The following is a 13,905-nucleotide window of genomic DNA, read 5'->3' as shown; positions in this document are numbered from 1 at the left end:
CGGCATGACCACGGTGTCGATCGCGTGGATCACGCCGTTTGAGGCGGCCACGTCGGTCTGGGTCACGCGCGAGGTGTTGCCCATCTCGTCGGTCAGGGTCACCGAACCATCGGCGCCTGCGCGAGCGGTCAGGGTGCCGCCCTCGACGGTGGTCAGGGTCGCGCTGCCGCCGCCAGCCTGGATCTGCTGCGTCAGGGCTGCGGCGTCCACGCGACCGGGGACGACGTGATAGGTCAGCACCTTGGTCAGGTCGGCGCGGCCGGCCGGCGCCATCAGAGCGTCGCGCTGGGCGGCCGGGATTTTCTCGAAGGCGGCGTTGGTCGGGGCGAAGACCGTGTACGGACCGGGGCCGTTCAGCGTCTGGGCGAGACCGGCGCTGGTTACGGCGGTGGTCAGGGTGGAGAAGTCGGGATTGCCCTGGGCCACGGCCACGACGGTGCCGGCGGCGTTGGCGGTTTCGGTCGCCGGGGCCATGGCCGCAGCGTCGGTCGCCGTCGCATCGGCCGCCGGTGCGTCGGCGGCGTTATCGCCACAGGCGGCGAGAGTCAGGGCGGCCAGCGGGGCGGCTACGAGGGCGAGGGTGCGAGTTCGCGTTTTCATTGGTGTTCTCCTGAGAAGCCAGGGGCAGCTTCACGGAGTCCTACGAATGGGACGCGATCCGGATGCGCGGGCGCGGCAGGACGTCGCGGCCAGCTCTACCTTATAAGAGCGCCCAGAACAGACCACGCCGCCGCCTTGTCCGCATAGCTTCGCGCCGCATGGGCCGGGCTGGAGGAGGGCAGGTCGATCAAGGTCAGTCCGTCGACGCCCGTCAGCGATTTCCGTCCGATCTTCGTGGCCGTCGCGCCGTTGAAGGCCACGGCTCTCAGTTCGGGCAGTCCCTCGACCAGCCGTTTCAGGTCTGCCGTCTCCGCATTGCGGATATCCGCGTCCAGACTGCCCCGCCGCTCGGCCCCGGCGATCACGTCCCACAGTCCGACCCGTGCGGCCTTCAGCGCCTCGATCCGCTCGGGGTAGGGCAAGACGGCCAGGTCACGCCCCACCGCCTCGCCGACCAGTCGCCAGAAGGCGTTGCGCGGATGGGCATAGTACTGACCAGCGTCCAACGATGCGTCGCCGGGCAGGCTGCCGAGAATCAGCAGTCGCGTGCGCGCATCGACGACCGGGTCGAAGGCGCGCTTGACGCTCACGCCGCGCCGAACACCCGGTCGAACACCGTGTCCACATGCTTGGTGTGGTAGCCGAGGTCAAACAGGGCCTCGAGGTCGGCGTCCGGCAGGGTCACGCGCTCGTCGGCCTTCAGGAAGTCGATGAACCGGCCCTCGCCGCGCCACACCTTCATCGCGTTCTCCTGAACGGCGGCATAGGCGTCCTCGCGGCTGATCCCGGCCTGGGTCAGAGCCAGCATGACCCGCTGCGAGAAAACCAGACCGCCGAGACGGTCGAGGTTCTTCTGCATGTTCTCCGGATAGATGTTCAGGCGCTCGATCACGCCGGCCATGCGGTGCAGGGCGAAGTCGAGATGGATGGTCGCATCCGGGCCGATGCCGCGCTCGACCGACGAGTGGCTGATGTCGCGCTCGTGCCAGAGGGCGACGTTCTCCATCGCCGGCGTCACGGCCGAGCGGACCAGACGGGCCAGGCCGGTCAGGTTCTCGGTCAGGATCGGGTTGCGCTTGTGCGGCATCGCCGACGAGCCCTTCTGGCCCTTGTCGAAGAATTCCTCGGCCTCCAGCACCTCGGTGCGCTGCAGGTGGCGGATCTCGGTGGCCAGACGCTCGATCGACGAGGCGACGACGCCCAGGGCCGCGAAATAGGCGGCGTGGCGGTCGCGCGGGATCACCTGGGTCGAGACCGGCTCGACCTGCAGGCCCATCTTCTCGGCCACGTAAACCTCAACGGCGGGGTCCACATTGGCGAAGGTGCCGACCGCGCCCGAGATGGCGCAGGTGGCGATCTCCTCGCGCGCCGTGACCAGACGCTTGCGGGCCCGCTGGAACTCGGCGTGATAGCCGGCCAGCTTCAGGCCGAAGGTCACCGGCTCGGCATGGATGCCGTGCGAGCGGCCGACCGTGACTGTGTATTTGTGTTCCTTCGCGCGGGTTTCGATCGCCGCCAGCAGTCGATCCACGCCGCCCAGCAGCAGGTCGGTCGAGCGCGCCAGCTGCACCGCGAAACAGGTGTCCAGCACGTCGGAGGAGGTCATGCCCTGGTGCAGGAAGCGGGCTTCCTCGCCGACGGTCTCCGAAACGTGGGTCAGGAAGGCGATCACGTCGTGCTTGGTCGTGCGCTCGATCTCGTCGATGCGGTCGGCGTTCCAGACGACGTCCTTGCCCTTGGCCCAGATGGCTTTGGCGGCGTCGTGCGGGATGACCCCCAGTTCGGCCATCTTCGCGGCAGCGTGGGCCTCGATCTCGAACCAGATCGAGTACTTGGTCTCTTGCGACCAGATGGCGACGGCTTCGGGGCGGGAATAGCGCGTGATCATGGACGGGCCGTGTCGGTCGAGGGGGCGTCCGAGTCAAGCGCCGCTTGTGGTTCCGGTCCTGAAACTCGTCCTTCGAGGCGTGGCCTGCGCCGATATCCGATCGTATGAGAGGCGCAGAGGGAGACCGCTATGGAACTGATCATCGGACCACGCCTGTATTCGACCTGGTCCCTGCGGCCTTGGCTGGTGCTCAAGCGCTGCGGCGCGCAGTTCGAGACAACCGAGTTCGACATCTACTCCGACGCCGGACAGGCCGAACTGGCGCGCATCTCGCCGTCGCGTCTCGTGCCTTTGTTGAAAGTGGATGGGGAAACCATCTGGGACTCCATGGCCATCTCGGTCTGGGCGGCCGAACGCTATCCGGATGCGAAGCTGTGGCCGGCCGATCCGCACGCCCGCTGGCTGGCCCGCTCGGCCGCCTGCGAGATGCACGGCGGCTTCATGGCTCTGCGCACCCACTGCGGCATGGGGCCGGACCACACCATGGTCGGACCGGATCGCTCCTCGCCGCCGACGGGCGAGGGACTCGACCGCGACATCCGCCGGCTGGTCTCGCTGTTCATGGACATGCGCACCCGCTTCGGCGCCGGCGGCCCGTATCTGTTCGGAGAGTGGTCGATCCCGGACGCCTTCTTCACGCCAGTGGCGACCCGCTTCCGTCATTTCCAGATCGATCTGGCGGCCTATGGCGACGACGGTTCGGCACAGGCCTACTGCGAAGCCCTTCTGGCCCAGCCCGACTTCCTTCAGTGGTCGGCGGAAGCGTTGCGTTAACCGCACACCGGAACCGCGATTTAAGACAACAGCGGTATCGTCGGGACCTTCAGGAACGCCCCCGCGTTCAGAGGTCATCATGTCCCTGCCAGTCGAACAGCCCGAGACGCGCCGCCCCAGCCTGATGGTCTACGGGCTGCTGATCGTCATCGCCTGCTGCCTGCCGGCCCTTCTGCTGGCAGGCCTCTAGGCGTTCAGCCGCCAGTCGTCGGAACCGAGGCCACTTCCATCGGCTGCGCCGGCGGAGGAGGGGGCGGCACATAATCCAGCGCCAGCGGCACACGCGTCGCGCCCGACGCCACGGCGTCCAGCGTATGCAGCGGCCGGCCGTTCATGCGCTGATAGATCCAGTAGGCGGCCACGACCTTCTCGACGTAATCCCGCGCCTGCGGCACGTCGATCGTCTCGATCAGCAGCAGCGGATCCGCATCCGGACCCAGCTTGCGCACGGCCGCCATCATTGGCCCCGGCCCGGCGTTGTAGGACGCCGCCACGCGCAGCAGATCGCCGTCGATGGCCGGCAGGGCCAGCACGCGGTTGATGTAGGTCTGGCCGAGGCGGGCGTTGATCGCCGGGTCGTAGAGACGGTCGGGCGAGGAGACGAAGCCCCGGTCGCCGGTCATCTCCGCCGCCGTGGTCGGCATCACCTGCATCAGGCCGTAGGCCCCGGCGCCCGAGCGGGCGCGGGCGTTGAAGCCGGTTTCCTTGCGGGCGATCGCATAGACCAGCGAGCGCTCGATCACGAACCCGCCGTCCGGCTGGATGTCCGGCTGCGGGTAGCGATCAGCATCGATCCGGCGCGCCTCGTTGTCGTTGCCGAAGACGCGCGGGCCGATGATGGCGCCCAGCGCGGTCCACATCTGACGGGCGCGGTCCGTCAGGGCGGATCGCATCCCGGTGCGCAGCTCGTCGCGCGCCTCGCTGCGTCGGCCGATCTCGAGGAAGGCCACTGTACGGCGGGCGCGGGGGTCTTCCTGGAGGAAGGCTTCCAGCTCCGCGGCGTCCACAACCGAGGTTTCTGCCCCGCTGTAGGAGGTCCGTTGCAGCGTGGCGGCCGAATACGGGACCGCACCCATGTTCAGGATCGCCGGCTCCTCGCCCAGCTGGTGCAGGGCGATCTGGCCATAGAAGGTTGCGGGCCATTCGGCGGCGCGGCGAAGCAGCGGCTGCACGCGGTCCTGCTGGCTCGAACGTCCGGCTGAACGCGCGGCCCAGAAGGCGGCGCCGGCGCGGATCCAGCCGTCTTCGGTCGGATCGTCCAGCACGCGCTGGAAGGCGGTGGTCGCGGCGCCGAACTCACCGAGGCGATAGTTGGCCAGGCCGACCGTCCACCAGTCGCCGATCTCCTGCCCGAGACTCACGGCGCCCGTCAGGTCATCGCGGTTCAGGGCGACGCGGGCGGCCTTCATCGGGTCGCCCTCGGTATTCTGACCGGCGGCCGAGGCCGCGGCCCAGCTCCGGTTCGAGAAGCGCGACGGGCGACGGGGCTCGGCGGCGCCGTCCGGACGACGGCGCATGGCCAGATTGTAGACGCGGTCCGCGACCGGCAGATCGGAATAGGTCTCCAGCCACGCCGCCAGCTCATCGTAGGTGGCGGTGTAGTCGGCATGGAACATGCGCTCGAACTCGACCTGACCCAGCAGGACGCGATCCTGGGCCTGCATCGCCGAGGCGCGGGCGGCTGCCAGATCGCCACGACGCAGGGCATCGAACGCGGTGGTGTAGCTCAGACGGTCGGCGGCGCTCAGGGCGGTCGGCGCGCGGCGCTCGTCATTTTCTCCGGCATGGGCCATGCCCGCGATGGCGGACAGCGCAACGGCCAGTGTCGGCGCGAGGATCGCGCGGCGGAAATTCGCAGGCACTGAGGCGGCCCCCCTGAGAGCGGCGAGGATCATCCCGAAATGATCCCGAATGTCGCTGTTCGTTCGGTCGTCAGGCCAGAAAGGCGCCATGCCCCCGACCCATGTCAAGATTTCCCCGATTTTTGGGGCGCTTTTGAGTCAGTCCGATGAACGAGCCTGGCCGTCGGAGTCCAGTCGCGCCGCCAGCTCCAGCAGGTCGGCCCAGACCGCCTTCTTGGCCATCGGCGTCCGCAGCAGGAAGGCCGGATGCAGGGTCGGCATGACCGGCGCGGAGACGTTCCCCTCGGCCAGCCGCCATTCCTTCCACTGCCCACGCAGCTTCATGATGCCTTCGTCCGCCGACAGCACGGACTTTGACGACGCCGCGCCCAGCAGCAGGACGGCCTTCGGCTGCAGCAGGGCGAAGGTGCGCTCCAGGAAGGGCATGCAGGCGGCCTGCTCGGCCGGGGTCGGCGTCCGGTTGCCCGGCGGCCGCCAGTAGACGGTGTTGGTGATGAAGACCCGGCCCTCCAGACCCGCCTCGCGCAGCATCCGGTCCAGAAGCTGGCCCGCCTTGCCGACGAAGGGTTCGCCGCGCTCGTCCTCTTCCGCGCCGGGCCCCTCGCCGACGATCAAAACCGGCGCTTGCGGGTTACCGCGGCCGAACACCGACTGCCGCGCGCCCATGCCCTTCAACGGGCAACCGTCGAAGCCGGCGACGGCCGTCGCCAGCTCATCCAGAGTGTTCGCCGCGGCCGCCAGCCGCCGCGCCTCCGAGGCGACGTCGCTGATGATCGGCGCGGCCACCACCGACGCCGTGGCCTTGGCCACCGCCTTCACCGCGGGCGGCGGCGCGACGTGCGTCCGGTCCACAGGCGCGTCGCCATAACAGGCGTCCACGCCCGCATCGCGCCAGAAGGCGAGCAGGCTTTCGGTCGAGGCGCTATCGGAAAGGGCGGAAGTCATCACGGTCGGCACAGGGATAGTCCTTGACCGACCTCGCGTCACCTTCGGATAAGGCCTAAACAAGAGACCACAATGACGACGAGGGAATTCAGGGGCATGGCTGAAGTCGAGATCGAAGGCGGCGCGACCAACGCCTGGCAGGAAGCCGTCATCGACAAGCTGCCCCCCGCCGAGGCCCTTGCGGGCGTCGAGCGTGAAGTGATGGAGTACGACGTCGTCATCGTCGGCGGCGGTCCCGCCGGCCTCTCGGCGGCTATCCGCCTGAAGCAGCGCGCGGAGAAGGACGGCAAGGACATCAGCGTCGCCGTTCTGGAGAAGTCTGCCGAGATCGGCGGACACATCCTGTCCGGCGCCGTCATCGACCCGCGCGCCCTGAACGAGCTGTTCCCGGACTGGAAGGAACGCGGCGCGCCGCTGGAGACTCCCGTCACCAAGGATCGCTTCCTGATTCTCGGACCGGCGGGCGAGGCCTCGCTGCCGATGTTCGCCTTCCCGCCGTTCATGCACAATCACGGCTGCTACATCGCCTCGCTGGGCAATCTCACACGCTGGTTGAGCGAGCAGGCCGAAGCCATGGGCGTCGAGGTCTATCCCGGCATGGCCGCCAGCCACGTCGTCTGGGATGAGCCCGAAGGCCGGGTGAAGGGCGTCGTCGCCGGCGTCTTCGGCATCGACCGCGAGGGCAAGCCGACCGGCGAATTCCAGCCCGGCATCGAGCTGCACGGCAAATACGTCTTCATCGCCGAAGGCGTGCGCGGCTCGCTGGCCAAGACCATCATGGCCCGCCACAACCTGTGCGACGGCGCCGAGCCCCAGAAGTTCGGCATCGGCATCAAGGAGCTGTGGCAGGTCCCGGCCGAGAAGCACCAGCCGGGTCTGGCCCAGCACACCACCGGCTGGCCGCTGGACGAGTTCACCGGCGGCGGCAGCTTCCTGTACCACTTCGGCGATCGCTACGTGGCCATCGGCTACGTCGTGCACCTGAACTACAAGAACCCGTTCCTGTCGCCGTTCGACGAGTTCCAGCGCTTCAAGCATCACCCGGCCGTGGCAGAGCATCTGGAGGGCGGCACGCGCGTCTCCTACGGCGCTCGCGCCATCACCGAGGGCGGCTTCCAGTCGGTGCCGAAATTGGCCTTCCCGGGCGGCGCCCTGATCGGCTGCTCGGCCGGGTTCGTGAACGTCCCGCGGATCAAGGGCAGTCACAACGCCATGAAGACGGGCATGCTGGCCGCGGACGCAGCCTATGACGCCGTCATGGACGGCCGCTCTGGCGACCGCCTCGACGCCTATCAGACCGCCTACGAAAAGAGCTGGGTCTACAAGGAGCTGAAACTCGTCCGGAACGCCAAGCCCCTGCTGTCGAAACTGGGCACCACGCTGGGCGGCGCGGTCGGCCTGTTCGACATGTGGGTCCAGACCCTGACCGGCGGCTTCTCGTTCTTCGGCACGATGAAGCACGGCAAGACCGACGCCGCCTCGACCGGCAAGGCCGCGGACTATCAGCCGATCGCCTATCCCAAGCCGGACGGGAAGCTGTCGTTCGACAAGCTGTCTTCGGTCTTCATCTCGAACACCAACCACGCCGAGGACCAGCCGGCCCATCTGAAGCTGCTGGATCCGTCCGTGCCGATCCGCGTGAACCTGCCGAAGTACGGTGAACCCGCTCGGCTTTACTGCCCGGCGGGCGTCTACGAGGTGCTGTACGACGAGGACGGCAAGTCCAATCCGCGCTTCCAGATCAACGCCCAGAACTGCGTCCACTGCAAAACCTGCGACATCAAGGATCCGTCGCAGAACATCGTGTGGACCACGCCGGAAGGCGCGGGCGGTCCGAACTATCCGAATATGTGACGAAGCTGCGAGGAAGGGGCCTTGTCCCCGCCTCATAAAGCGGAAAAGGTCGGCGTCATGCGTCACGCCTCTCTTCGCCTCGTCCTGTCCGCCAGCGCCGCCCTGATCGCGCTTCCCGCCCTCGCGCAGGAGGCGCCGGTCATCGTCGATCCCGCGCCGCGGGACGACGCGCCGGCCGTGATCATCGAGGACCCGAACGCGCCTCCGGCTGCCTTGCCGTCCGAGGTCCCCACCGAGGAACCGGTCGCCGAACCCGAGCCCGCCGCTCCGCCGATCCCGGCCGTCTGGGCGCCCGTGCCGACCGACGCCGCCGGCAACTCGGCCTATGGTCTGTATCTCGCCGGTCGGGTGGCGGCGATCCGTGGTGACCGCGCCGAGGCCGCCCGTCTTCTGACCGAGAGCCAGGCCCTCACGCCCGAGCAACCGGCGCTGGGCGACCATGCCTTCCGCGAAGGCCTGTTCGCCGGCGATCTGGACGAAGTGGTGCGCCTGACCCCGACCGTTCAGGAAACGCCGCTTCTGGCCGAAACCGGACGCATCATCGGCGTGGTCCAGACCTTCGCCCGCGGCGACGGTCGCGGCGCCCTCGCGCTGTTGCAGAGCCAGAGCTTCGCCCCGCCGTTCGCCCACATCGCTCGCTACATCACCCCTTCGGTCGCCCTGGCGGCCGGGAATGACGCCATTGCACTGGCGCCCGTGCAGGCCGCGCAGAGCGGCGCCGAGACCCTGATCCTGAAGCTCGCCCGCGCTCGCGCCCTCGAGACCCGCCGCCGCTACGATGACGCCGATGACGAGTACAAGTCGCTGATGGCCATGCCGGGCGGAGTTCAGCTGTTCGGCGTGGACTATGGCGAGTTTCTCGAACGCCGCCGCCGGCGGGACGAGGCCATTACCCTCTACCAGCAGGCCCTGAGCGGCCAGGCTGCGGAGATCCGCCTGGTGACCGCCCTGCAGCGGGCCCAGTCGAACGGCCGCCCGCCGGCCTTGCCGACGCCGCAGCAGACCGCCGCCGACGCGCTCCAGTTCGCCTCGGTCTGGACTTCTCATGATGAGGCCTACGAGTTGTCGGTCATCTACCTGCGCATGGCGGAGAGCCTGGCGCCCGGCGATCTCGTCTCGCTTCGGTTGGGCCACGCCCTCGCCGCCGCCGAGCAGAACAGCGCCGCCCGCAACGTCTTCGCCCGCATCAGCATGACTGATCCGGTCCTCTATGCCGGCGCCCAGTTCAATCTGGCCCAGAGCTGGCAGCGCGACGAGAACGGCGAACAGGCCGCCGAGGCCCTGCGCCGCGCCGACGCCGCCGTGCCCGGCCAGTTGATGGTCATGCACGCCCTGGCCGGGCAGCTGATCGCGCTGGATCGCAATCAGGACGCGCTTGAAATCCTCAACCGGCCGACGATGAACACCGCCGATCAGCCTGGACCGGTGCGCTTCCTTCGCGGCGCTGCGCTCGAGCGTCTCGGACGCATCGAGGAGGCCGAGAACGAGCTCTGGACCGCCCTGCAGGCCAGCCCCGAAGACCCGGTCATGCTGAACCACCTCGGCTACCTCTGGGTCGACAGCGGTCGCCGGGTCGAGCAGGGCGCCGAGATGATCGCCCGCGCCCACGCCGCCGATCCCGAGAACGGCAACATCCAGGACTCCCTCGGCTGGGCCCAGTTCCGTCAGGGGCAATACGAGACCGCCGTCGAAACCCTCGAGGGCGCGGTCGCCAAGGAGCCCGCCAACGCCGAGATCGTCGACCATCTGGGCGACGCCTACTGGCAGGTCGGCCGTCGTCGCGAGGCCGAATGGCAGTGGAGCCGCGTCCTGACGCTGGAGCCCGAGCCGGAACGCCGCGCCGAGGTCCAGCAGAAGCTCCAGGAGGGCCTGACCATCGAGGCTCCGGTCACCGGCGCCCGGCCCTGAGCGTGGCGGAACCCGCGGCCCTCGCGCCCGCCAAGGTCAATCTGTTCCTGCACGTCGGCCCGCTGGACGCCGACGGCTACCATCCGCTCGCCAGCCTCGTCGCCTTCGCTGATGTCGGCGACCGGATCTCGGTTCGGCATGCCGACGCCCTGTCCCTGACCGTCACCGGTCCCTTCGGCGAAGGGCTGGCGACCGAGGCTGACAATCTGGTCCTGCGCGCCGTCCGCGCCCTTGGCGAGGCGGCGGGCATCGGCGAGCCGGCACTGGCCTTCACCCTCGACAAGCGCCTGCCGATCGCCGCCGGTCTGGGCGGCGGTTCGTCGGACGCCGGCGCCGCCCTGAAGCTGGCCCGTGACGCGCTGGCCCTCCCGCTGGATGACGACGCCCTCGCCGAGGTCGCCCGGCGGATCGGCGCCGACGGCCCCATGTGCCTGCACGCCCGCGCCGCCTGGGCCGGGGGCAGGGGAGACCAGCTCCGCTTCGAGCCGGCCCTGCCGCCCCTGCCGGCCCTGCTGGTCAATCCCGGCATCCCGTCACCGACCGGTTCCGTCTACCGTGCGTACGACGCCGGCCCGCCTGCCGATGCGGACTTCCCGGCGCCGCCCGTCGACTGGTCCGCATCCGCCGTCACCGGCTGGCTGGCGCACCGGCGGAATGACCTCGAGGCCCCCGCCGTCGCCCTGACCCCGGCCATCGGCGAGGCTCTCGCCGTGGTCGGGGCCCTGCCGGGCGCCCGCCTGACCCGCATGTCCGGTTCCGGCGCCACCGTCTTCGCCCTGTTTGACGACATGCAAGGCGCCGAAGCCGCTGGCAGCCACCTGAAGAATAGCCAGCCTGACTGGTGGGTTAGCGCCACGCTTCTGAGCTGATCCAGGTCGAGCGTGACCATATCGGCGAAGCTGATTCAGTATTCCGGCCTGCGTATGGCGACGGTCGCCGTATAACCTTGGCCGTATCTCTGAATAACTTTGTGCGGTCACCATATGGAACCGGATTGCGACGTCAGGTCTTCAACGCTGCAGTTCCGCTTGTTGAGGCCGCGACCTGACACCCTGCGCGGCTGTTCATCGCATCCATAGGGATACTGTCATGCTTCGCACAAAACTTCTGACTGCTGCCGCCGCGACCGCCCTGCTGGCCGCCCCGGCCGCCTTCGCCCAGGACACCACCACCCGGCAGATGCCGCCGGCCGAGCAGCCCGCCCCGACTCCGATGCTCGCCCCGCAGGCCACGCCGGCTCCCGCGGCCCAGGCTGCCCCGGCTCCAGCCGCCGCCGCGCCCGCCGTTCAGGCCAACAACGTCATCGACGTCCTGACCGCCCAAGGCAACTTCACCACCCTGCTGGCCGCCCTCGACAGCGCGGGCCTGACCGACACGCTGAAGAGCCGCCCCGCCGTCTCGATCTTCGCCCCGACGGACGAGGCCTTCGCCGCCCTGCCGGAGGCCGAGCGCACCCGCCTGATGGACCCGGCCAACGCTGCCGAGCTGCGCAGCCTGCTGCTCTATCACGTCATCGTCGCCGACGTGTCGTCCAGCCAGATCCAGGGCGCCCGCGGTGGCGTCGAGACCGCCGGCCGGACGCAGGTCCTGCTCGACGGCACCGGCGAGTCCCTGAAGATCGACGGCGCCACCATCACCCGGGCCGACATCGACGCCTCCAACGGCGCCGTCTTCGCCATCGACAAGGTCTTGAACCCGGCCCAGTCGATGGCCGCCATGGGCGACGAGGAAACCGCCGCCCCGGCCGCGCCTGCGACGACCGCCGCTCCAGCCGCCGAAGCCCCGGCGGCGACCGACGCCGCGCCGGCCGAAGGCGCAGTCCCCCCGCTGCCGGCCACCGAGGCTCCGTCTCCCGTTGCACCGCCCTCGCCGGCGACCGCGACGCCTCCGCCGCCGGTTCCGAACGCCACCGGCATCACCGAGACCGTCCGTCCGGCCTCGCCGGGATCCACCGCTCCGAACGGCCAGCCGTCGGCAATGACCACGACGGTGCAGTCGCCGCCGGTTCCGAACCCGACCGACGGTCAGGTCGATGACGAGGAAGACGAGGCCAATCCGGCCCCGACCCCGGCGCCTGCACCGCGTCCGGCCCCGGCTCCGACCCCGAACTGATCCCCCGGGCAGTCAGGTACCTAAGGCGGCGGGTCTCGCGCCCGTCGCCTTTCGTTTGCCGGCTTAACCGTCGGCAAACCGGAGGCGTGCAATGCTCCGGACATGGAAACGCTCACGCCCGCCCTCATCGCCGCGTTCGAGGCCGTTCTGAACCGCGTGCCGGCCGAGGACCGCGCCCGCCTTCACGCCCTGAAGGACGCCGCCGCCGCCGCCGCCGAGGCGTCCGCGCCGCACTGGGACTTCGACCAGCCCGGCCATCGCGCCGAGGAGGCCCTGCAGGCCGTCTTCGGCCCGGCCCTGACCGATGATCACCGCCGGGCGCTGGTGGCCATCTGGGCGCTGGAGATGCCGGCCCGCGTGCCCGCCGCCGATCTGCCGATGGCCTCGCTGGAGCTCTATCCGGAATGGATCGGCCGCCTCGCCGCCTTCCTGACCGAGGGCGCCAATCCTTACGACCGCGATTTCTGGGCCAAGGACGTCCGCATCTCGCTGGTCCTCAGCGTGCCCGGTGCCCGCACCCAGATGATCGATCTCTCGTCGCCGATGGGACCGGGCCAGATCCTGCGCCACGCCCGCGAGGGTTGGGGCTGGTCGGTGATCCCGTCCTACGCCGCGGCCCAATCGTGGAAGCCTTGGCTGGAGGTCCACACCGAGAGCCGCGAACTGTCGGATTTCAACGAAGCCGGCTGGGACCGTGCCTGGGCCACCGCCGCGGAGATCCTGAAGCGCCGCCCGGAGATGGCCGGCATGCTGGGATCGAGCTGGTTCTACGATCCGCCGCTGGAGCAGATCAGCCCGCGCCTGGCCTATCTGCGCGTCAATCCGCTGAAGCACGGCGCCTTCCTGATCCATCAGGGACCCGGCGACATCCACACGGAGCGCGCCGCCACCTCCTCGCCCACCCGCAAGGCCCTGATCGAGGCTGGCGAATACACCGCACGCTCGTGGATCGTGGCGTGGCCGCGCGCCGCCCTGATCAAATGGGCGGACGGCCGGAAGACGGAGTTGGCCCGGGCAGCCTGATCCTTCTCCCGCAAGGGGAGAAGGAAAACCTACGCGCCCCTGACCATCCCCCACGCCTCGCCGATCGGGCGGATCTCCAGCCCTGCGGCTTTCGCCAGCCTCAGCACCCGGTCCAGATCGTCCGGCGTGCAGCCATAGTCCGTCGGATCGTCCGACACATCGTGGGCATAGGCCGTCAGCCATCCGCTGGACGCCGCCGTTTCCGCCATAAGCCCCTCGAGGTCGTAGTGGGGCAGGCGACGGCTCTCCAGCCCGATCGACTTGATCAGCCCGCGATCCTCGCGCCCGGCATTGACCCCGTCCCGCACGCCGCGTCCCAGATCGAACCGTCCGCGCACATGGCGCTTGGCCGCCAGCGTCGCGTCACCGAACGGATAGGCGAAGGTCGTCATCCGGTACCCCCCCAGACGCTCGGACACCCAGGCCGCATTGGCGTCCAGGCTCAGTTTCAGCGCCGCCGCATCCATCCGCAGCACGCTGGTGTGGCCATAGGTGTGACACCCGACCTCATGCCCGGCCGCGTGCAGTTCCTGCAGGTGCCGGACCTGAAACTGGTCGCGATCCATGTTCCGCCCGCCAGCCAGCCCGCCGCAGACATAATAGGTCGCCTTGACGCCATGCTGCGCCAGGATCGGCCCCGCCTCGGTCCATGCCGTCGCCGGGATGTCGTCGAAGCTCAGCGAGAACACGCCCTTCGCCGGCGCGATCGCGACCGCCTCCACATCGAGATACCGCGCGGCCCGCCGGCGCATCTGGTCGATCTGCTTCATGAGGCGAGTGGATCAGATCGGCCTTAAAATTCCTTCCTCGACCCCTCCACCCCCGGCTTCGCCGGCGGTCCCCCTCCCCAGCTTCGCTGGAGAGGTGAGCACAGACACAGTTTCACCTCTCCACGCAGTGGGGAGGTGGCCCGGCGCGCTCGCGCGCCGGGACGGAGGG

The 13,905-nt window shown here is 69.3% G+C and carries 12 protein-coding genes; 6 read left to right on the top strand and 6 right to left on the bottom strand.

Annotated features, from left to right (window positions below):
- The 3 genes from ABDZ95_RS00060 to purB form a co-directional block, all read right to left on the bottom strand.
- Nucleotides 1–600, bottom strand: a 600-nt coding sequence (locus tag ABDZ95_RS00060; protein ID WP_343788440.1) for a fasciclin domain-containing protein, incomplete at its 3' end; no start/stop codon positions are given.
- A 95-nt stretch (nucleotides 601–695) separates the two neighbouring features.
- Nucleotides 696–1,190 carry a DNA-deoxyinosine glycosylase gene (locus ABDZ95_RS00055; protein ID WP_343788437.1) on the bottom strand — a complete coding sequence of 165 codons (495 nt, stop codon included), beginning with the start codon at nucleotides 1,188–1,190 and terminating at the stop codon, nucleotides 696–698.
- Nucleotides 1,187–2,488, bottom strand: coding sequence for an adenylosuccinate lyase (gene purB, locus ABDZ95_RS00050; RefSeq protein WP_343788434.1), 1,302 nt, complete (start codon nucleotides 2,486–2,488; stop codon nucleotides 1,187–1,189). Before purB ends, ABDZ95_RS00055 begins: the two co-directional genes overlap by 4 nt.
- 129 nt (nucleotides 2,489–2,617) lie before the next feature.
- Between purB and ABDZ95_RS00045 the strand changes: the two genes are divergently transcribed.
- Nucleotides 2,618–3,262: a glutathione S-transferase gene (locus ABDZ95_RS00045; protein WP_343788431.1), complete on the top strand. Its 645-nt coding sequence runs from the start codon at nucleotides 2,618–2,620 to the stop codon at nucleotides 3,260–3,262.
- A gap of 194 nt (nucleotides 3,263–3,456) precedes the next feature.
- On the opposite strand, the gene ABDZ95_RS00040 is transcribed toward ABDZ95_RS00045, so the two are convergent.
- Together ABDZ95_RS00040 and ABDZ95_RS00035 are read right to left on the bottom strand one after the other, a co-directional pair.
- Nucleotides 3,457–5,157 carry a lytic transglycosylase domain-containing protein gene (locus ABDZ95_RS00040; protein ID WP_343788428.1) on the bottom strand — a complete coding sequence of 567 codons (1,701 nt, stop codon included), beginning with the start codon at nucleotides 5,155–5,157 and terminating at the stop codon, nucleotides 3,457–3,459.
- A gap of 105 nt (nucleotides 5,158–5,262) precedes the next feature.
- Entirely contained in the window at nucleotides 5,263–6,069 is an 807-nt protein-coding gene (locus ABDZ95_RS00035; RefSeq protein WP_343788424.1) for a uracil-DNA glycosylase, read from the bottom strand.
- Nucleotides 6,070–6,270: 201 nt separating this feature from the next.
- Here ABDZ95_RS00035 and ABDZ95_RS00030 point away from each other — a divergent pair, with 201 nt between their 5' ends.
- The 5 genes from ABDZ95_RS00030 to ABDZ95_RS00010 all read left to right on the top strand — a co-directional run bounded on the left by ABDZ95_RS00030 (nucleotide 6,271) and on the right by ABDZ95_RS00010 (nucleotide 12,966).
- Entirely contained in the window at nucleotides 6,271–7,923 is a 1,653-nt protein-coding gene (locus ABDZ95_RS00030) for an electron transfer flavoprotein-ubiquinone oxidoreductase (RefSeq protein ID WP_343791189.1), read from the top strand.
- A gap of 57 nt (nucleotides 7,924–7,980) precedes the next feature.
- A complete protein-coding gene (locus tag ABDZ95_RS00025) occupies nucleotides 7,981–9,831 on the top strand; it encodes a tetratricopeptide repeat protein (RefSeq protein ID WP_343788422.1) in 1,851 nt (616 codons plus the stop codon).
- 2 nt (nucleotides 9,832–9,833) lie between these two features.
- Nucleotides 9,834–10,700 carry a 4-(cytidine 5'-diphospho)-2-C-methyl-D-erythritol kinase gene (locus tag ABDZ95_RS00020; RefSeq protein ID WP_343788419.1) on the top strand — a complete coding sequence of 289 codons (867 nt, stop codon included), beginning with the start codon at nucleotides 9,834–9,836 and terminating at the stop codon, nucleotides 10,698–10,700.
- A gap of 220 nt (nucleotides 10,701–10,920) precedes the next feature.
- Nucleotides 10,921–11,943, top strand: a complete 1,023-nt coding sequence (locus tag ABDZ95_RS00015; protein ID WP_343788416.1) for a fasciclin domain-containing protein — start codon at nucleotides 10,921–10,923, stop codon at nucleotides 11,941–11,943.
- A 102-nt stretch (nucleotides 11,944–12,045) separates the two neighbouring features.
- Nucleotides 12,046–12,966: a hypothetical protein gene (locus ABDZ95_RS00010; RefSeq protein ID WP_343788413.1), complete on the top strand. Its 921-nt coding sequence runs from the start codon at nucleotides 12,046–12,048 to the stop codon at nucleotides 12,964–12,966.
- A gap of 29 nt (nucleotides 12,967–12,995) precedes the next feature.
- Here the strand turns inward: ABDZ95_RS00010 and ABDZ95_RS00005 are convergent, their stop codons facing one another.
- Nucleotides 12,996–13,736, bottom strand: a complete 741-nt coding sequence (locus ABDZ95_RS00005) for a polysaccharide deacetylase family protein (protein ID WP_343788410.1) — start codon at nucleotides 13,734–13,736, stop codon at nucleotides 12,996–12,998.
- Nucleotides 13,737–13,905 lie beyond the last annotated feature (169 nt).

Source organism: Brevundimonas kwangchunensis (genome assembly GCF_039523815.1).
GTDB lineage: Bacteria > Pseudomonadota > Alphaproteobacteria > Caulobacterales > Caulobacteraceae > Brevundimonas > Brevundimonas kwangchunensis.
The sequence above is the reverse complement of the archived record's forward strand: the minus strand, read 5'-3'. Positions and strand labels throughout refer to the sequence as shown.